Here is a 20,853-nt window from a genome sequence, read left to right as displayed (position 1 = left end):
ATTACATCAGGGCCATGAACACAATAATAATGTGCTCAATAAATAGGCCGAATATATGAAGGCAATGACTCTATTACCAAACGTGTAAAATTACTTGCAAACTGGGTGGGTCCATATATGACGAAAGTGAATGAGTCGCTCATTCTTCACTCTAGGGAATGACGACATTCGCAGTTATTGCCGTTAACTTCATTACAAGCACAAAAAAGCCCCGCAGAAAGCGAGGCTTAGAATATATTTCAACGAACATCAATTTACAGAGGCTAAATCACGTTCATCCAATAACAAAACGAATTAACGCAGGCCGTGTAAGAACTCGTGGCGCGTTGCTGGGTTTGACCTGAAGATACCACCCAGTGCTGTCGTTGTTGTTTCGCTGGTTGCGTCCATTACACCACGAGATTTTACGCAGTAATGAACCGCATCCATGGTTACAGCAACATCATCCGTTTCTAGTAGCGTTTGCAATGCTACAAGGATTTGCTGCGTCATGCGCTCTTGAACTTGAGGACGTTGAGCAAAGAAACGAACGATTCGATTGATCTTCGAAAGACCAATGATCTTACCTTGCGGAATGTAAGCCACTGCGGTTTTACCATCAATGGTTACTAAGTGATGTTCGCATGTGCTGGTTACGGTAATGTCTTTTACTCGTACCATCTCACGAACACCCATCTTGTTTTCGATCACGGTGATTTTAGGGAAATTGGCGTAATCCAAACCAGAGAAAATCTCATCCACATACATTTTCGCAATACGTTGTGGTGTTTCTTCCAGACTGTCATCTGCAAGATCAAGTTCAAGGAGAGTGAGAATCTCACGCATATGGTGTTCGATTCGTTCCTTTTTCTCTTCTCGGCTAACCTGATTAGGACGCATTGGTGTCTCTAATCCGCGGCTTGCTAGCGCATCTTTAACCAACTTCGCTGATTCGCTAAGACCTGACATTGAACTTCCTCTTTTAATACCCCTTCTGGATGGCAAACAAGGATACTCGGAATTTTGAATAAATACACCCATATTTTAAGGGAGGTCATTATTTACGGGGCTTAAACTATGCTAAAGTGGCTGCAATTTCGTTGGCGAACAACCGTGATTTGATAATTATTGAGCCACCATTGCCAACCACTAAATCAAAATAATAACGACCAAAGGATTTCAATTATGGGCTGTTGCGACGCTCCGGGCTTGATGCCAATTGAAGAAGCACTAGATAAGCTGCTATCGCCAATTAAACCTATTCAAACGACCTTATCATTGCCATTAGCAGAAGCATTGGGTTACGTACTTGCTGAAGATATTCTATCCCCTATTTTCGTCCCTCCTTTTGATAACTCAGCAATGGACGGCTATGCATTGCGCTTAGCAGACTTAGAGAACGGTAAAGTTCTTCCATTAGCAGGCAAGTCTTTTGCGGGCCAACCGTTCGAAGGTGAATGGCCAGCAAACACCTGTATTCGCATTATGACAGGCGCAAAGATCCCGGAAGGTTGTGACGCCGTAATCATGCAAGAAAATACAGCCGAAACTGAGGCTGGTATTGAGATTCAACAAGACGACATCAAGCTGAACAATAACATTCGCCCTACTGGTGACGATATCAAGCAAGGCGATATCGTACTTAGCCGTGGTGAGCGTTTAACACCTCGTGACATTCCAATGATTGCTTCATTGGGTGTGAGCCACGTGACAGTGTTACATAAACCTAAAGTCGCTTTCTTCTCTACTGGCGATGAGCTAAAGCCATTAGGTCAACCGCTTGAAGACGGTCAGATCTACGACAGTAACCGTTACGGTATTAAACCATTAATCGAAGCATTTGGTTGTGAAGCTATCGACTTGGGTATCATCCCAGATTGCCCTGCAACGCTTAAAGAAACGTTCGAGAAAGCACAGCAAATAGCAGACGTGGTTGTGACTTCTGGTGGCGTGAGTGTTGGGGAGGCGGATTACACCAAAGATATTTTGGAAGAGCTCGGCCAAATCGGCTTCTGGAAACTGGCAATCAAACCGGGCAAACCGTTCGCATTCGGTGAATTAGATAACGCATGGTTCTGTGGCTTACCGGGTAACCCAGTGTCGGCAATGATGACCATGTATGTTTTGGTTCAGCCTATGCTGGCTAAACTGGCTGGCCACACCGCATGGACAGCACCAGAGTCGATCCCTGCTATTACCAAATCTGCATTCAAAAAAGGCCCAGGCCGTACTGATTACCAACGTGGTATCTACTCGATTGAAAACGGTCAGTTTGTAGTAGAAACAACAGGTAACCAAAGTTCAGGCGCTTTCCGCTCAATGAGCTTAGCAAACTGTTTTGTGGTACTAGAGCGTGAACGTGGCCGTGTTGAAGTCGGTGAAACGGTTCAGATTCAACTGTTTAACTCGACGCTTTACTAACGAGGCTTGATGATGGAAATACTGTCTGATGCTGAGATGCTTCGCTACAACCGTCAAATCATTCTTAAACAGTTTGATTTTGAAGGCCAAGAGGCTCTGAAACAGAGCTCAATCTTGGTACTGGGTGCCGGCGGCTTGGGTTGTGCCTCTGCGCAATACCTTGCGACCGCGGGTATTGGTAAGCTGACACTGATCGACGATGATATTGTCGAGCTTTCAAATTTACAGCGACAAGTACTTCACACCGATGCTGATATTGGTAAGAAGAAGGTCGATTCTGCCGCTGAATCGTTACAGATACTGAACCTTCACCTGACGATTGAAACTGTTGACCACAGGCTTGATGACCAAGCACTTGGCAAGTTAATTGAAGCACATTCACTTGTTCTTGATGCCAGTGACAACGTTGAAACGCGCAATCAACTCAACCGCTTGTGTTACGCCTCTAAAACGCCACTCGTATCAGGTGCAGCGATTCGCATGGAAGGTCAGATAAGTGTGTTCACTTATCAAGACGCAGATGCACCGTGTTATCAGTGCTTGAGTGCTCTATTCGGCAACGCTGCTCTAAGCTGTGTTGAAGCTGGTGTGATGGCGCCTGTTGTTGGCATGGTGGGCGCGGCTCAGGCTTTGGAAGCTATCAAGGTTATTGCTAAGTTTGGACAACCAAAGCAAGGCAAGCTTTTAATTCTCGATGCCATGTCTCATAGCTGGCGTGAAATGAATTTAATGAAGATGCCTAATTGTTCGGTGTGTGGATAAGCTAAGTCCTATCCCCTCTTATCGAAAACCTAAGCCTTGACTAAAAGTCAGGGCTTTTTTAGAGCTCAACATCAGCTTCTCAAATCGCTTTATCAATTTGAAAGACTCTATGAGAGATTAATTTCATTTGAGTTCTCATTTTGAGAATACAATAAAAACCCCAGAACCAAAAAATATAAACAATAAAAATCAATAGCTTAAAATTGGCACGTAACTTGTAAAAGTATCTAGACCTTCCATGACAAGGATGTAGATATGAGAATTACAACGTTAAGTTTGCTATTAAGTGCGCCCCTAGTCGCCAACGCAGCGCCATTCGATACATGTCCAAGTAAGGCGTACCTCTTTCAATCCACCCCAGTGCAAGTTTGGGGCGTTAACCTAGTGACAGGTTCAACCACCCTGTTAGAAGACGATACAGGTATGAATGCCAACATCAATGGTGTCGGTTTCGACTTTCAAGACAGATATATTTATGGCTATGACACCACCAACAAACGCTTGGTGCGCCTTGGACAGGATTTCCAAGCTGAAGTCATCAATACCAGTGGATTGCCCACCGATCACACCTTTTATGTAGGTGACGTATATGATCACGTTTACTACTTATACCGTACTGGAAAAGGGCTATTCACCGTTGACCTATCTCCTTTAGATACCGACCCAAACGCGACCGTTACGGTTAACAAAATAGCTGGTAGCCCGGCAACCGTAAAACTGACTGATTTTGCTTTCCACCCAAGTGATGGATCTTTGTATGGTATTGATAACAACTCGGGTGGCCTGTACAGCTTCAACCCTACTACAGGTGCAGAAACCTACATTGGTGACACTGGAGAAACAGGTACATTCGGCGCAGGTTATTTCGATGTAAACGGCTACTACTACGTATCTCGAAATCAAGACGGTAAGATTTACCGAATCAACTTATCTCCTGACAACGCGACCAATATCGCTGCTGGGATTGTTCCGGCGGTTGAATTTGTATCGAATGGCCCAGCTTCTGGTCAAAACGATGGTGCTCGTTGTGCTAATGCACCTGTTGTTGATGAAGACTCAAACATCGACTTCGGTGATGCTCCAGACAGCTACCTAACGTTACTGGCGAGCAATGGCCCTCGACATGAACTCGATGGCATCACATGGTTAGGTACAACTCCTCCAGATGCGGATCTAGATGGTTATGTCACACCTCAATCAGATGAAACTGTCGGGGTGGATGATGAATGGGCCAACGGCGGTATCGGTTTTGTTACCGCACTTGAAGCCGGACTTGATTCAAAAGTTGTGATTGAAGCTTCAACAACCGGTTACCTTTCAGCTTGGATAGACTGGAACCAAGATGGCAGCTTCGATGGCGCCAACGAGCAAGTGTTTACAGATTACGCGCTCGATGCTGGTGAAAACGATCTGTTCCTTAATGTTGATATCAACGCACTAACCGGTACTACGTGGGCTAGATTTAGATTCAGCCAACAAACCAACCTAAGTTATTTTGGCGGTTCAACCTCTGGTGAGGTGGTCGATATTCAAGTCGATGTCCTTAACGATGGTGCCACCGCTCGTTACTTCCCAAGTGCTTCTGGCTACGCAACGCTCGCGTACGAAGATAACTGGCCTTATAAAGCCGACTACGACATGAACGATGCTGTTCTTATGTATCGCATTACCGAGATCCTTAAAGATGGAAAGGTCGTTAAATCCACCATCGACGGACGCTTAGCTGCTGTCGGGGCATCGTACAGAAATGGTTTTGCTGTTCGACTTCCTAACCTAGACCCGAGCTTGGTGAGTAGTGGTAGCTCTTACATGAAACACAACGGTGTATTCACTGATCTCGACTTAGAAGAAGGACGTAGCGAAGCAATCTTTGTTATCGCCAATGACCTGACAGAAAAAATCAGCACTAGCTGTACCTTCTACCGCACCAGTAATGGGTGTAAAGAGGATGAGCAGTTCTCATTCCAAATTGGTATTACTTTAGCCGGTGACGGTGTGAGTACTGGCAGTTGGACCGATATGCCTTACGACCCGTTCATTTTTGCAACGCCTGGGTATTATCACGGTGAAAACCTACCTCTACATCCAGGGCGCAGCTGGGAGGTTCACTTGCCAGACCAAGCTCCAACCGAAGCATTTGATACCACGAACCTCTTTGAAGCTGGATTAGGCGTCGATGACAGTAATCCATCAACAGGTAAATACTTTAAAACAGCAGAAAACCACCCTTGGGCTCTCATAGTAACTTCGGATGACGAATGGGAGTGGCCTCTAGAGTACGTCGATATTGTTACCGCTTACCCAGAGTTTAAAGAATACGCAGAATCCGGCGGTGACACGAACCAAACATGGTATCAATCACCTGCAGACAACCAACGTTACGAACCATAAGGAGAGACGTTATGACTATTCACACTAAACAATATCGAGACAATCATTGCGTTGATTCAAGTCGCAATCTCTCTGAGGAAAAACGTATGTCTGTACAAAGCACTTGGAACATGAAGAAGTCACTAACCGTTATTTTAGCTGCAGCACCATTAGTATTAACCGGCTGCGGGGGCGGCGGCGGTGGAGGCGGAAGTGCATCTACTCCATCGCCATCTACACCCTCGACACCTGCAACCCCGTCGACTCCGGTAACAGCAACACCATCGCCGTCTCCCGTGACAGGTGCGGTAGCAGCGCAAAGCTATACGATGAGTGATTTGGTGGTACCTGACGGGTTTGACTACAACTCTGTTGAACAGTTTGATCTCGACATCGACATCAGCAGCATTTCGACAGACCGTTCTTTTGTGACCATTTATAGCCGATTTAGTACAAGAGATGACTCAACCTTAAAGCCGGATTACTCCAGTAAGGTCATTGCAGGTCCATTAGATAATGGTGTGTTCGCCTCCAACTTTGCAGCACCGGTAAACCATGAAGCACTCTTGATAGAGATTTGGTTCTACGATGGTCAACCTCCATTACAACAAGTGGTTTCCAGCGGCGATTCTCAGATTGTCTGGCAGTAAGTCGTTAACAACAGGTAAGTCGTTTAACAGCAGCTAACTTGTCGTCAGCGAGGTCTATGACGAAACAGATTCAAAATTGATTCTTGTAGGTAGAAAGTGAGCAGAAATGCTCACTTTTTTGTTTTCGCCGAAGTGCGGTTAATTCAGATTTCTTAGCCAGTAACATTCACTTTACCGCCAATCTCACTTATATTTTCAATATAACCTTCAAAGACTTACTCTCATGAAACAGTTAAAAATAGGTCTATTTATATTGATGTGCGGTGTGGGGGTGCTATTGGCCCTCTCCTATTTCCCGCTAACATCTGAGACAGGACAACGCATTCAAGCCAAAGTAATTTCGAACACGCTCACTCAGTCTTTAGATGGGCACAGGCGTTATCTTACTGTTCAGACAAAAGATAATGACGTATTTCGCGTCTCTATTACTCCAACCACAGACTGCCCTATTGATTCTGTGGTCGCGCTTGATACATTAAACAATCAAATAACCGGACAAAGCAGTTATCAGTTCATCCACTGTCGAGCCGCACAGTAGCTATCGATACAACAACGGTATTTGTAAAAGCAACAGTAATCTCTCTAACAACAAGAATCGCTCTAACACTATATTCGCTAAAACAGTAGTAATGCATAACAACAATAATCGCTAAAACAACAAGAATGGATATAACAATAATGAATCAGCCACTCATCTCACCACAACAACTTCAACAACGTTTGCTAGCAGAAGACAATATCATCCTCCTCGACGCCAGTATCGAGTTTCAAATTCCAAGCGAGTCAGAAAAGATCAAAGGACAAATGATTCCTGGGGCTATTCGTTTTGACTACGACAAAGACTTTTGTAGCAAGCATACTCTGCTTCCTCACATGTTCCCGACCGAAAAACACTTCAACACACGTGCACAAGAAATTGGCATCAATCAAGACAGCACGATTGTGGTTTACGATAACGCCGGAACCTTCGCTTCGCCCCGTGCGTGGTGGATGTTTATGGCAATGGGACACAACAACGTATACATCTTAGATGGTGGTTTACCTGCGTGGATCGAAGCTGGTTACGCGACAGAGACTGACTATCGAACCGAAGTGAAAACGGGCAACTTTGAAGGCCATATTCAAGACAACTATTTTGTCAGTGCTCAGCAGATTGAAAGTTACTCAACTGATAAGAGCGCAAACATTGTAGACGCGCGTTCTCAAGCTCGCTTCGATTCAGAAGTTCCTGAACCACGTGAAGGCTTACGTAGTGGCCACATCCCAAACTCAGTTTGCTTACCGTTCGCTCAAGTACTAAATGATGGCAAATTAAGAACTCAACAAGAGTTAATTGAGATATTTTCCACCATAGAGATCACCCCTTCTCAACCTATGTTCTTTAGCTGTGGCTCTGGAGTAACAGCCTGCATCATATTATTGGCCGCTAAACTCGCTGGCTATACAGGTGAAATGGGCGTTTACGATGGCTCATGGACTGAGTGGGGCGCTAACGAGAAGCTACCTATCGCCGTAACTGAAAAGTAATTCAACTTCACTTAGTGCTACTGTTAACCATACTGCTAGAACATACGGCGTGCGCATAAGAAGCTTATTCACAGTGAGAACAAAACCTCATGGAGTAAGCTTTTTACTCTGTAGCTAACGGCTACCTCCGCTTGAAGCCAGAGCTCGACTAGCGTTACTGCTATGAACGACGACTGTTTGCTAACTATAAACTGTGATTAATCATGGGTTATTCGTTATCAAAATTCTGAATACTAATATTTCGCTCAAGAATCTCTGCTCTTAGTCGTTACACTATTTAATCATTAATACTTTCATTATTGATATTTGTATCCTTCGTCGCATGAATCACGCTGACAATCCACTAGTTTGTCACTTGCTCTCTGTTTAAGTAGTAATTAACAAAAGGCATCTCATGGCTCTATTTAAGAAAAATATCTGGTCGCTGTATGTTCTGATCGTACTGCTTACCCTGATACTTTTCGCTGTGTTGGGCGTAAGCAAGTGGCAAGCAAACAGAGACGATTTTACGGAGCAACAGCACATTCAGGTAGAACTTTTTTCTAGCTCTGTTAGCTCGCTGATGACCAGCCAAGAAGCACTACTTGAAGTTGTAGGGCACCAGTTAGCCCAACAATCTGATTTTACTCGCACGGCTTCTATCCAGATTCGACCAATATTAGATAAGCTACTTGATACTCACCCCGCGATAGCCGCATTTGGGTTACTTAATCCTGAAGGTGATTACCTTGCAATTAGCTCAAACCTACAGCTGTCCGATCAGCATAATTTGCTTAACGACTCATACACCAGAGATTCATTTCTCGAGGCCATGTCTAGCGAAAAAATGGTGTTGGGACGTACCTATTTCCAGGACTCACTTAACAGCCTAGTAATTCCGCTAAGAAAGTCGATTTCAATCGATGGCAAGCATGTCGATGCGGTCATGACTGCGGGTTTGCGTTTGGACAGTACGATCGTATTTGAAAGCAACGCACACGCAGGTAGCTACAACACGTTAACTTTGCTTAGAACAGACAACTATCGTCAGTTCTTTTCTAGCGACATCGAATCTCTTGACGCCTATTTGGAACCTGTTACTAACGACCTGATGAAGCGCATTACCAAAAACTTTTTAGAACAAGTGAATGTCAGCGTCAAAGAAGCAAAAACCGGTAAAGACACGTACTCTTTCAGTATCAGTGACGACACATACCACTCGCTCGTTAGCGCTAAATACATTCCAGACTACAAGCTTTGGGTGGTCGGCCGCACAGACCTATCGCACGTCGATGGCATATTCGTAAAAGAGTTTGGCATTCTTTTTGTTGCCTTTATTTTTCTTCAATTTGGTTTCTACTTTTTAGTAAAATCGATTGCCAAAAACGAACAACGCACTCGAAGCCAACTCATCTACCAAGCGAATCATGACCCGTTAACCTCTCTACCCAACCGTTTATACATGCGTAGAAACATTAGTAAATGGATTGAAGATGAGTCAGAGCCGTTCTCACTATTGTTTATCGATATCGATAACTTCAAGTGCGTCAACGATACCCACGGGCACGACTTCGGTGACAAGGTACTCAAGCAAATCGCTTTACGTTTGATGAGATTCCGCTCTCGAGTAAGCCTATTGGTGCGCGAATCCAGTGATGAGTTTTTATTCTTAACGCCTTTATCGAATGAAGTTGAAATTAAACGACTCGCCAAGCGAATTATTGAAGTGCTGTCTCAACCTTATGAAGTCGAAAGTGCACAGTTCTTGTTAGGTTGCAGCATCGGCGTAGCGCGTTTTCCTGAACACGGAAAAGATTTAGATAGCCTGTTACGCTCTGCCGACATTTCCATGTACAAAGCGAAGCAGCAGCAAAACTCGTACAGTATTTTTACAACGGAGATGCAAGACGCCCACCTCTACAAAATGAAAGTAGAACAAAGGCTACGTATCGCGATCGAGAAACAAACTCTGTTCATGGTTTTCCAACCACTGGTCCGTGCTAATGAAAGTATTCACGGTGTAGAAGCACTCGTTCGCTGGATTGATGACGAGCTGGGTTTCGTTCCACCAGATGTCTTTATACCGGTGGCTGAAAACACTGGCTTAATGCAAAAGCTCGGCACTTTTATTATTGAGTCCAGCATTATGCAGATCGCCCATTTGCACCGAACGACGGAACAAAAGATCGGGCTTTCGATCAACATATCTGTTCGACAGTTTTCTCACCGATCTTTCTCTGAGCATTTATTCACAACGCTGGAGAAGTATCAGCTCTCTGCAAGTTGTCTAACATTAGAGATCACTGAAAGCCTGTTCATTGAAGACGTAGACATAGTAAAACCTATTTTCGAGGCCTTACATGAAAAGAATATTAAAATATCTTTAGATGACTTCGGTACGGGCTATTCATCACTAAGCATGTTGAAAGCACTCCCTATCGATGAACTAAAAATCGATAAGAGCTTTATTGAGAACATTGCAGTCGATCAGCAGTCACTCACCATGGTGCAAAACATCATCGCAATCGGTAAGAACTTCGGCATGGTGGTATTGGCAGAAGGCGTAGAATCAAACGAGCACTTCGCGATTCTAAAGGCATGTGGATGTGACTTAATGCAAGGCTACTACTTCTCTCGCCCTATTCCTTATGATGAGCTGGCTACTCACCTAAACCAACAGGTGACCGAGAACGCGGAATGTTCTATTTAAAAACGTGAGTAAATAGACGAGCAGATAAGGTAGGTGGATAAATACCTACCTTATATTTGGGGTGTCTTTTGATGAGTTATTTATTCATTTCACTCTTTATTCATTTCATTATGCATAACATCGATCAACTGCCCGGAAGGGTCTCCTGATAATTCCCAAGTGAAAATACCACCTAGGTCAGACTTCTTCGCCCATTCTGCTTTTGCTTTAATGGAACGCTGATCTTCAAAAGATATGAATACTTTTTTATCTGGGTTCCACAAATAAGGTGCTTGAGCTTGTTCATCATACTTGTACTCATAACCTTGTTTGCTGCTGTAGTTATTCATAAGATCCCAGAACATGAAGTAACCATTTTCACCAGTACCAAACTGCGCTCCTTGTTCAGAAACTAGATCACCTTTAGGCAGCTCTCCAGCAAAGTCTTTTGTCCCTTGCCAGCCTCGGCCATAGAATGCTGCTCCGATCACGAGCTTCTCGCTAGGAATACCTTGCTCAATCATTTGATTAATGAAGACATCAGCTCCCATTCCCCACCAACTGCGCTCTGTGGCATGTAAGTTGGTTGTGTGACCAGTCTGAGTTCCCCAACCTCCGAGGAAGTCATACGTCATCGCAAACATGTTCGTCAAATATGGGCTAGCTGCGTTCCAATCAATTTGGGCTGCCTTAGCACCCACACCAACAGCCGTTGAAAGCTCGTAATCTCTTTGAGTCGTCTTTGATAGAGCGTCCAAGTCACTTCTAATTGTTTTTACTAGAAGTGTAAATGCTTCACGCTCTAGCGCTTTTTGCTCATCCGTTAGTTTAGTCTCTGGGTTCCAAGGCGAAGTGGTTAAACCGCCGCCTCCTGGGTATTCCCAATCAAGATCAATACCATCAAAGAAGTCATATTTTTGAATCAACTCAACAGCCGTTTTTGAAAAGTGCGCAATGGCTTTAGGGTCTTTCGCCATCGCATGGAAAGGTTCAGACATCGTCCATCCACCAAATGATGGCAATATTTTGATACTTTTATTGTCGGCCTTCAGTTGAGCTAACTGGGCAAAATGACCTTTATAGGCGACATCAACATTCACGTCTCCGAAATCGACTTCTAACGCAGCTTCTTTATCCACAATGATTGCGGTATATGGTTCTTTGTCCGCACATTGCTGCTTAATTTGTTTTTGGACAGGCTCACCAGCACCGCTATGAGGACCACACATGCTTAAGAAGGCGTAAATAATATGTGAGAGCTTGTCTGCCGGTATGTCGTCAACGGTATAAGGGTTGTCTTTATTCAGATATTGCCAATCTGCAAAATACCCAGCGACGACTTTATCATCAGCATGTGCAGTAGGCGTGAGTATACAAGTAGCGGCTATTAAGCTAAGCGCACTGATAGAATTAAATTTAAAGATAGAACTTGATTGGTCACTGTTACTAGAAATGGCTTGTGTGATAAATGACAGTTTCATAATTATCTCCTTTAGTGTGGCTTAACATTAAAGAGTGATAATTCTTTCAACCGCTGAACAAATTCACTATTCGAGTCATATCTAATAGTTATCCCCTTTATTGCACTGGTTTCATTAGGGGGAATTACCATCATTGCTCAAATAGTGAATTCAACGAAGCATGAGTATCTTACTATTTACTGCCGTTTGGTTTATTCACGCTAAGTTGTTCATCTAAGTTAAGTACCGTTAAAGCATTACTTACACTAGTCGCAATCACATCAACTACGCCAGTTCTTAACGCACCTAATAAAGCTAATGGCTTGCTGTTCTCGGCAGCGATGGCGATTACATCAGCGATAGGGCGGAACTCTTCCAAGGCCAAACCAATCACACGGTCGCTCATGACTGTATTCGCCGCTTTACCGTGAACGTCGAAAAAGTCATAGCCAGCAAAGTCACCGACGACACCTTGTAGTAAACGAGACTGTACTACCTCACCCGCGGTAAACCAGCCTAAGTCGACCATATAGCTGTTTTCACTCATATCACCGATACCCACTAATGCGACATCCGCTTTACGAGCTAGATCGAGTGTTTGCTTAACAGTACTGTTTTCCATGAACGCGGATTTTTGTGCTTTGTTTTCAGCATAAGCAGGCGCGTACAAGGTTTCAGAAGATCCGCCGTACTTTTTCGCTAGTTGTCTGCATATATGGTCGGCGTTAAACATACCGCCTCTTGGGTGAATGCCGCCGATGCCACATACAAACTTACAGTCACGTGGCGTGATAACACCAGTATGGTGAGCAACAGACGATACGTTTCGACCTTGTCCTACTGTCACCACCATGCCGTTTTTCAGTGTACTGGTAAGATAGTTAGACACCAAACCAGCTACCTGTAACCGCTGCTTCTCTTCATTCGGTTGGTCTAATGCTACCAGCGCACGCTTAACACCAAACCGTTCGATGAGACGTTGTTCAATTTTGGCACTGAAGACAGGGTGATATTTCACGGTAATCTCTACAATCCCTTCGTCTCGGGCTTGTTTGAGCATTCGACCAACCTTTGCACGAGAGATAGAGAACTTTTTAGAGATCTCTTCTTGTGTAGCGCCATCTTGATAGTAAGCAACGGCTACTTCAGTGAGGAGATCAGTGTTTTCTTCGGAAACATCTTGGATATTCTTACTCATATACCACTCAACCAATATTTAACAATTATTTTACCTGCTGTACTTCCTAATATAGGAGAGCTCAGTAAGTGATGCACAAGCTTACACCCTGAACATATGTAACAACAAGGAACATTTGCTCAGCATCATAACCATAGTTTTGTTGTTGATTAATTCACCTCACTTTGTTCGTTAAACGTTTGCTTGCATACCCCATGATTACTAGAGCGAAATATATTTGACTGAAGTCACCATACAGCACTATTTACCGTTGACTTTGGGGCTAGATCGGATAAATATGGCTACATCATTTACTCATCGAGCGAACAAATGTTCTGTGCAAATGTTCGTTCGGAGAAAAATTTAAATTAATGTAAGTTAGGCTCACTGGTACAACCATGAGGAACTTCATTAGTTCGCTTGCAAATGCCCACACCTCTCCCATTAAAGGGGTGTTCTGCGATACATAGGATGATCAAAATGAGCAATAAATTAGAGCAACTTCGTAAACTAACAACTGTTGTAGCTGACACTGGCGATATCGAAGCTATCAGCAAGTACACTCCGGAAGATGCAACAACTAACCCATCTCTAATTCTTAAAGCCGCTCAAATTGCTGAGTACGCACCTCTAATCGATGCTTCTATCGAATACGCTAAAGCGCAAAGCGCTGATAAAGCACAACAAGTTCAAGACACTTGTGACATGCTTAACGTGAACATCGGTAAAGAAATCCTTAACGTTGTACCTGGCCGTATCTCTACTGAAGTAGATGCTCGTCTTTCTTACGACATGGAAGGCAGCGTTGCTAAAGCTCGTCAACTTATCAAAATGTACAACGACGCTGGCATCACTAACGACCGCATCCTTATCAAGCTGGCTTCTACTTGGGAAGGCATCCGTGCTGCTGAAATCCTAGAGAAAGAAGGCATCAACTGTAACCTAACGCTTCTATTCTCTTTCGCTCAAGCTCGTGCTTGTGCTGAAGCGGGTGTATTCCTTATCTCTCCTTTCGTTGGTCGCATCATGGACTGGTACAAAGCGAAAGAAGGTCGTGATTTCGAAGCTTCAGAAGATCCAGGCGTAATCTCTGTTTCAGACATCTACAACTACTACAAAGAGCACGGTTACAAGACTGTTGTTATGGGCGCAAGCTTCCGTAACATCGGTGAGATCCTTGAACTTGCTGGCTGTGACCGTCTAACTATCGCTCCTCAACTTCTAGCTGACCTAGAAGCAGCAGAAGGCGAAGTAGTAGAGAAGCTAATCGACTCTAACGGTACTAAAGAGCGTCCTGCTGCAATGACTCACGCTGAGTTCCTATGGGATCACAACCAAGACCCAATGGCTGTAGAGAAGCTAGCTGAAGGCATCCGCAACTTCGCCGTAGACCAAGGCAAACTAGAAGACATGATCGCAGCTAAGCTGTAATCACTACCAAATAAATAAGAGGAACGAATTTCGTTCCTCTTTTACATCTATCCACGAATTTTTAATTTCGAATCAATTTTGGAAGCAATTATGAACCGCAAACATCTAGCTAACGCGATCCGTGCTCTAAGCATGGACGGCGTACAACAAGCAAACTCTGGTCACCCTGGCGCACCTATGGGCATGGCTGACATCGCTGAAGTACTTTGGCGCTCTCACCTAAACCACAACCCGTCAAACCCAGAGTGGGCTGACCGCGACCGTTTTATCCTGTCTAACGGCCACGGCTCAATGCTGATTTACTCTCTGCTTCATCTAGCAGGTTACGAGCTTTCAATTGAAGACCTTAAGAACTTCCGTCAACTGCACTCTAAGACTCCAGGTCACCCAGAGTACGGCTACGCACCAGGTATCGAGACGACTACAGGTCCTCTAGGTCAAGGCATCACCAACGCTGTTGGTATGGCGATGGCTGAAAAAGCGCTTGCGGCACAGTTCAACAAAGAAGGCCACGACATCGTAGACCACTACACTTATGCATTCATGGGTGATGGCTGTCTGATGGAAGGTATTTCTCACGAAGCATGTTCTCTAGCGGGTACGCTAGGTCTTGGTAAGCTGGTTGCTTTCTGGGATGACAACGGCATCTCTATCGATGGCGAAGTGGAAGGTTGGTTCTCTGACGATACTCCTAAGCGTTTTGAAGCTTACGGCTGGCACGTAATCCCAGCAGTTGATGGTCACGATGCTGACGCTATCAACGCGGCTATCGAAGCAGCTAAAGCGGATCCTCGTCCGACTCTAATCTGTACTAAAACTGTAATCGGCTTTGGTTCTCCAAACAAAGCAGGTACGCACGACTGTCACGGTGCACCATTAGGCGCTGATGAAATCGCAGCAACTCGTAAGCAACTAGGTTGGGAGCACGGTCCTTTTGAAATTCCGTCGGAAGTTTACTCAGAGTGGGATGCGAAAGAAGCAGGCGCAGCTAAGGAAGCAGCGTGGAACGAGAAACTTGCAGCTTATGAAGCAGCATACCCTGAGCTGGCAGCTGAATTCAAACGCCGCGTAAACGGTGATCTTCCTGCTGAATGGGAAGAGAAAGCATCGGCAATCATCGCTGATCTTCAAGCTAACCCAGCAAACATCGCATCACGTAAAGCATCTCAAAATGCACTAGAAGCGTTCGGTGCTATGCTACCTGAATTCATGGGCGGCTCTGCTGACCTTGCGCCTTCTAACCTGACTATGTGGTCTGGTTCTAAGTCTCTTGAAGCAAATGACTTCTCTGGTAACTACATCCACTACGGTGTACGTGAATTCGGTATGACGGCTATCATGAACGGTATCGCTCTGCACGGTGGTTTCGTACCATACGGCGCAACGTTCCTAATGTTCATGGAATACGCTCGTAACGCTATGCGTATGGCTGCTCTTATGAAAACTCAGAACATCCAAGTTTACACGCACGATTCTATCGGCCTAGGCGAAGATGGTCCTACTCACCAACCAGTTGAGCAGATCGCTTCTCTACGTCTGACTCCAAACATGAGCACATGGCGTCCATGTGACCAAGTTGAGTCTGCTGTTGCTTGGAAACTGGCAATCGAGCGTAAAGATGGTCCTTCTGCACTTATCTTCTCTCGTCAAAACCTTGCACAACAAGATCGTGACGCTGAGCAAGTAGCAAACATCGCTAAGGGTGGTTACATCCTGAAAGATTGCGCTGGCAAGCCAGAGCTAATCATCATTGCAACGGGTTCTGAAGTTGAGCTAGCGGTTAGCGCTGCTGCTGAACTAACCGCTGAAGGTAAAGCGGTACGCGTAGTATCTATGCCTGCAACTGATGCATTCGACAAGCAAGACGCTGAATACCGTGAGTCTGTACTTCCGTCAGACGTTACAGCACGTATCGCAGTAGAAGCTGGCATCGCTGACTTCTGGTACAAGTACGTTGGCTTCGGTGGCAAGATCATCGGCATGACAACGTTCGGCGAATCTGCACCAGCAGGCGAGCTATTCAAGATGTTCGGTTTCACTACTGAAAACGTAGTAAACACAGCGAAAGAGATTCTTGCTTAGTCTGCTAATCCGTTAGCTGATTTCTAAGCACATAATAGAAAGCCCTACTCTTTTGAGTAGGGCTTTTTTGTATCTGTTGCCTGTTAATCTGTTATCTTTTCTTTTGGCTCACAAAAAAGCTCTGCTAGCTTCGCAAGGCTCTTTCTTGTTTCTTAATTTCTCATTCGGGTTTGAATTTGGCAGCTATTTCTCTTCGAAGCGCTTCGCCAAGTGATAGAACTCATTCACTTGCTCTTTTAGCTCAGTGGAGTGGTCTTTCACGGAATGCGTTGCCACTAAGTTTTGCTCTGCAGTAGACGCGATAGACTGCATATGCAGGTTTACATCACTCGATAGCTGACGCTGTTTATGCGCGGAGCTTTCAACCGACTGCATTAAATCGTTCATCGATTGCATTAAAGTTTCGACTTCAGATAAGCGATCTGCACTCACCTTCGCAACATCGCCACACGCGTCCGTTTGCTCTCGGTTCGCCAAAATATCTTTCTGCCAACCTTCAATGGTTGTGAGCATGGTTTCAATGCTCTCTTTAATTTGTACTGTCGCGTTCGAGGTGCGCCCAGACAGCGCACGTACTTCATCAGCCACTACGGCAAAGCCTCGTCCTTGCTCGCCCGCTCTAGCCGCTTCAATTGCTGCGTTTAGTGCCAACAAGTTGGTTTGTTCGGCGATTCCACCAATCTCTTCCATTATCTTACTTACGCTCTGCGCTTGATCGCTCAATTGGTAAGTTGTTTGAGTCGCCTTTTCAGCCTGTGAAGCTAAGCTTTCTAAATTTCGATGGGTTTGATTAATGCTCTCTTTAGCACCAGCACAGGTTTGCAAAGTTACATCAACAATCTGGTGCGCTTCTTCTGTACGATAAGAGACCTCGTTCGCAGTTACTTCAACCTCTTCAGTCGCCTCTCGTACTTGAAGGATGTCTTTTGTTTGTTGGTCTAAGGCTTCTGATACTTCAAATGACGTGGCATTCAGGTTGTCCGCCAAATCCTGTAGTGGCTTGGCTGAGTCTGTCATGCGACCTAACACGGTGCGGATTCTTGCAGACAATAGTTTTAAGTGAAAGTCGGCAACAGAGAACTGACTATTACCTGAATAGACAAGGCGACTGACACTATCGAATTTAGATTGCAGCTTTTTTAACTGCAATGGAGTATCAATGAGCTCTTGTCGGAAAAGCAATGCTAATGCGGAAACAGGAAGTAAGCTCAACAACCATTGCGATACTTGCCCTACTACGATCAGGTTTGAAATCAAAGGGGCTGCTAAAGTACCGAGTAACACTGCGTAACGAACACTGTCACTGATCTGTAACGACCATTGACGACCCGACTTCTCAGCCTTCAATAAGCTTTGGTAAGCCTTATCCGCGACTTGTACCCATTCGTTTTTAGGCTTAACACGAACCGATTGGTAGCCACTCACCTTCCCGCCATCATAAATAGGGGTAACGTAAGCATCAACCCAGTAGTAACCACCAGATTGGGTTTTATTTTTTACGATACCGCGCCATGCTTTACCTTGCTTTAGGTTAACCCACATATCAGCAAAAGCCGCTTTCGGCATATCATTATGCCTCACGATATTGTGGTGTTGCCCTAGCAATTCTTGTTGGCTGTATTCTGCGATGCGACAAAAAGCATCATTACTGTAAGTAATCACACCTTTAAGGTCGGTAGTCGAGACAAGTTGTTCGTTTTCGCTTAGAAGCGTTTCACGAGATTGAGAAGATGAACTGACAGTCATTTATATTAACTTTTGTTAATTATTGTTTTAGGCGAGGAATATATACAATTATTAAAGTTATGACAAAATGTGAACGTCACATTTTATGTAAATGCCTGCTATTTATACAAAAATACGCCTGACACCTCACAAAGCTCAAAGCTTCACGCCCTTTCTTTTCTCTTCTCAAATTAGCGGTCATGACTCATCTAAGTTAACTGCAGTGGTAAATTTCACGGTTCTCATTGAAACAGAGGTATGGAACTTGCGAATGTTTAAATCTTTGCGCAGTACTCGTTCAACAAAATCTTCGTAGGCTTGAATGTCTTTGACCGTCACAATCAACATGAAGTCAAAACTGCCCGATATCTGATAGCACTGCGTGACCTCTGACGCCTTAGAAATAGAATGGCGAAAGATCTGATAAATATCCCCTCGGTCTCGTTCCATTTCTACGGACACAACCAAAGTCATCTTACTGCCTGTAAGCTCTGGGTTGATAATAGACACATCACTCACAATCACGCCTTCCTCTCTCAATCGTTTCACTCGCTTTAAGCAAGCCGGAGGCGATAACCCAACCATCTCAGCCAATGTGAGGTTTGGGATTCGGTTATTCTTCTGCAGTTCAACGAGAATATTTCTATCTATACGATCAATTTCCATAATTTCTCAAAACTCTAATTTCATGACTAATAATTTCGAATACTACGACAAATAAAAAATTCGAGTCGAATATTGATGTAGATTTTGAAATAACCATCACAATAATCAAGGTAAGATCTTCTCATTCCAAACAATCGAACCATGGTCGTAACTATGAAATCAATCTATCAATTTTTTAAAGAACTCCTCAGAGAGATTTTCGATGTCACCTCGACTCTTTTCCGAATCATGATTCCAATCATCATCGTGATAAAGGTCGTTGAAGAACTTGGCGGCATCGTGATTCTTAGCGAATGGCTAAGCCCAATAATGGAAAGCGTCGGATTACCGAAAGAAATGGGCTTGGTATGGGCAACCACCATACTCACTAACATCTATGCGGGGCTGATTATTCTTATTAATTCCGATGCTCCCTTAACGGTTGCTCAAGCCTCGGTTTTAGGCAGCATAATGCTACTAGCGCATTCATTACCGATTGAGGGTGCAATAGCTAAAAAGGCGGGTGTGAGTTGGCTGGCTACCCTATCAGTGAGAGTCGGTGGTAGCTTGGTGCTGGCATGGTTACTCAATCTCAGTTATCAATACGGAGATTTGCTCAACTACCCAGCAACCGTGCTTTGGCAGCCTGAAGTATCAGGAGACACAAGCTATTTGGGTTGGGCTATTGAGCAGCTAAAGAGCTTTGCCGTTATCTTCATCGTGATTTCAGCACTATTACTACTACTCAAGATTTTAAAGATTCTAGGCGTTGAAAAGCTCATGGCAATATTGTTAAGACCATTCTTGAGACTACTCGGAATCAGCAAGGACGCGACTAACCTAACCATTATTGGAATCACGCTTGGTCTTTCGTTTGGCGGCGGCTTATTGATCAATGAAGCTAAAAAGGGACATATATCGGCGAGAGATGTATTCACCGCAATCATGCTGCTCAATCTACTCCACAGTTTGATTGAAGATACACTTTTGATCATGTTAATTGGGGCTGACTTTTACACCATATTTTGGGGAAGGTTAGTATTCTCAGTGCTGGTTATCGCGTTAATATCAAACGTCATTAAGCGCATGAATCCACGTACTTGTGAACGTTATTTTTATCGTGATGTCTCTCAGTCATAAGTAAATCGCCAACGAGAATAAAAGGAAAAGAGCTCAAATAGGGCTCTTTTTTACGACTTGGTGCTCCTATCACCTCCGCTATTGTTAAATTTCACGCCCTTGAAACACTGAAAACCATTCTCAGCACCCTAATTATTGATATTTCGAGTGAAAATAATTTCAGCATGGGTATTTACTAATAACTCAATTATTACATGCATTTTTTAAACACAAATAATAAAACACATATATTATTATTATCACGCCATACCTTGTATAAAGCGCTCTCAAGATAATAACCACTTCCCAACCAATGTTGTTAAAAATCCAAACTATCAACTATTCATTCAACAAAACCCACTAAATAGCTGATAATAAAATAAATAACACCCCTTATTTGATATTAACTTTAAATGTTGAAATCGGAACGAACAATTACTTGTAATAATTATCCATTTGATTGGTCGATTTTATAAATATATTTTGTTACATAATCAAAACTGATGGCTCTTATGAATATGTTCCTTATAGCAGCGCCTGTTACAACTGAGACTCATACAACTAAGACTCTTACAAAAATACCTAGAAAAACAATGACTTTAATGGTTCTCATTTTTTCCTCACTGTCACAGGCTTCCACTATTGAGAACGACGAACTATTGCTGAGTTCATTGATTGAACGAGGCGTTATCTGTCCTGGCTTAACCTATGAGCATAGGCATCTACACAGATTGTTCGCATATTGAGCAATTAATTTGATTAAGGGAACTGATCCTAGGATCAATGATCAAGAGAGTTAACTATTCTTTAACTTGTACTGATTATGACTCTTTTCGA

At 43.9% G+C, this 20,853-nt stretch carries 15 protein-coding genes; 10 read left to right on the top strand and 5 right to left on the bottom strand.

Going from position 1 to position 20,853, the window contains the following annotated elements; all coding sequences use genetic code 11:
* Positions 1 to 294: 294 nt before the first annotated feature.
* Positions 295 to 948, bottom strand: a complete 654-nt coding sequence (gene folE / locus H5300_RS19170; RefSeq protein WP_004731548.1) for a GTP cyclohydrolase I FolE — start codon at positions 946 to 948, stop codon at positions 295 to 297.
* Between the two features lie 216 nt (positions 949 to 1,164).
* On the opposite strand from folE, the gene moeA reads away from it, so the two are divergent.
* The 7 genes from moeA to H5300_RS19135 all read left to right on the top strand — a co-directional run bounded on the left by moeA (position 1,165) and on the right by H5300_RS19135 (position 10,398).
* Entirely contained in the window at positions 1,165 to 2,400 is a 1,236-nt protein-coding gene (moeA, locus tag H5300_RS19165) for a molybdopterin molybdotransferase MoeA (RefSeq protein ID WP_102571377.1), read from the top strand.
* 12 nt (positions 2,401 to 2,412) lie between these two features.
* Positions 2,413 to 3,162, top strand: a complete 750-nt coding sequence (gene moeB, locus H5300_RS19160) for a molybdopterin-synthase adenylyltransferase MoeB (protein WP_102447581.1) — start codon at positions 2,413 to 2,415, stop codon at positions 3,160 to 3,162.
* Positions 3,163 to 3,417: 255 nt separating this feature from the next.
* Positions 3,418 to 5,553, top strand: a complete 2,136-nt coding sequence (locus H5300_RS19155; RefSeq protein WP_182796614.1) for an LruC domain-containing protein — start codon at positions 3,418 to 3,420, stop codon at positions 5,551 to 5,553.
* Between the two features lie 11 nt (positions 5,554 to 5,564).
* Complete coding sequence (locus H5300_RS19150) at positions 5,565 to 6,182, top strand: hypothetical protein (protein ID WP_182796613.1); 618 nt, start codon at positions 5,565 to 5,567, stop codon at positions 6,180 to 6,182.
* A gap of 223 nt (positions 6,183 to 6,405) precedes the next feature.
* Positions 6,406 to 6,720, top strand: coding sequence for a hypothetical protein (locus tag H5300_RS19145; protein WP_004731558.1), 315 nt, complete (start codon positions 6,406 to 6,408; stop codon positions 6,718 to 6,720).
* A 140-nt stretch (positions 6,721 to 6,860) separates the two neighbouring features.
* Positions 6,861 to 7,709, top strand: a complete 849-nt coding sequence (locus H5300_RS19140) for a sulfurtransferase (RefSeq protein ID WP_182796612.1) — start codon at positions 6,861 to 6,863, stop codon at positions 7,707 to 7,709.
* A 394-nt stretch (positions 7,710 to 8,103) separates the two neighbouring features.
* The gene (locus tag H5300_RS19135; RefSeq protein ID WP_182796611.1) at positions 8,104 to 10,398 is read left to right on the top strand and encodes a bifunctional diguanylate cyclase/phosphodiesterase; all 2,295 of its coding nucleotides are present in this window, start codon (positions 8,104 to 8,106) and stop codon (positions 10,396 to 10,398) included.
* Between the two features lie 89 nt (positions 10,399 to 10,487).
* On the opposite strand, the gene H5300_RS19130 is transcribed toward H5300_RS19135, so the two are convergent.
* Together H5300_RS19130 and H5300_RS19125 are read right to left on the bottom strand one after the other, a co-directional pair.
* The gene (locus tag H5300_RS19130; RefSeq protein ID WP_182796610.1) at positions 10,488 to 11,858 is read right to left on the bottom strand and encodes a glycoside hydrolase family 18 protein; all 1,371 of its coding nucleotides are present in this window, start codon (positions 11,856 to 11,858) and stop codon (positions 10,488 to 10,490) included.
* Between the two features lie 172 nt (positions 11,859 to 12,030).
* On the bottom strand, positions 12,031 to 13,035 hold the full coding sequence (locus H5300_RS19125) for a sugar-binding transcriptional regulator (protein WP_017082016.1): 1,005 nt from the start codon (positions 13,033 to 13,035) through the stop codon (positions 12,031 to 12,033).
* Positions 13,036 to 13,494: 459 nt separating this feature from the next.
* On the opposite strand from H5300_RS19125, the gene tal reads away from it, so the two are divergent.
* Positions 13,495 to 14,445 (top strand): transaldolase, encoded by a 951-nt coding sequence (tal, locus tag H5300_RS19120; protein WP_029224345.1) that lies wholly within the window; start codon positions 13,495 to 13,497, stop codon positions 14,443 to 14,445.
* A 90-nt stretch (positions 14,446 to 14,535) separates the two neighbouring features.
* Positions 14,536 to 16,527, top strand: coding sequence for a transketolase (gene tkt / locus H5300_RS19115; protein WP_004731573.1), 1,992 nt, complete (start codon positions 14,536 to 14,538; stop codon positions 16,525 to 16,527).
* Positions 16,528 to 16,710: 183 nt separating this feature from the next.
* Here the strand turns inward: tkt and H5300_RS19110 are convergent, their stop codons facing one another.
* Both H5300_RS19110 and H5300_RS19105 read right to left on the bottom strand, forming a co-directional pair.
* Positions 16,711 to 18,273 (bottom strand): PAS domain-containing methyl-accepting chemotaxis protein, encoded by a 1,563-nt coding sequence (locus H5300_RS19110; RefSeq protein ID WP_182796609.1) that lies wholly within the window; start codon positions 18,271 to 18,273, stop codon positions 16,711 to 16,713.
* Between the two features lie 177 nt (positions 18,274 to 18,450).
* Entirely contained in the window at positions 18,451 to 18,918 is a 468-nt protein-coding gene (locus H5300_RS19105; RefSeq protein WP_017086398.1) for an Lrp/AsnC family transcriptional regulator, read from the bottom strand.
* 153 nt (positions 18,919 to 19,071) lie between these two features.
* On the opposite strand from H5300_RS19105, the gene H5300_RS19100 reads away from it, so the two are divergent.
* Entirely contained in the window at positions 19,072 to 20,037 is a 966-nt protein-coding gene (locus H5300_RS19100; protein WP_182796608.1) for a hypothetical protein, read from the top strand.
* The last annotated feature ends 816 nt before the right edge of the window (positions 20,038 to 20,853 follow it).

The organism is Vibrio sp. SG41-7, from assembly GCF_014164465.1.
GTDB classification, from domain to species: Bacteria; Pseudomonadota; Gammaproteobacteria; order Enterobacterales; family Vibrionaceae; genus Vibrio; species Vibrio splendidus.
This window is presented reverse-complemented; position numbering and strand designations above follow the sequence as displayed.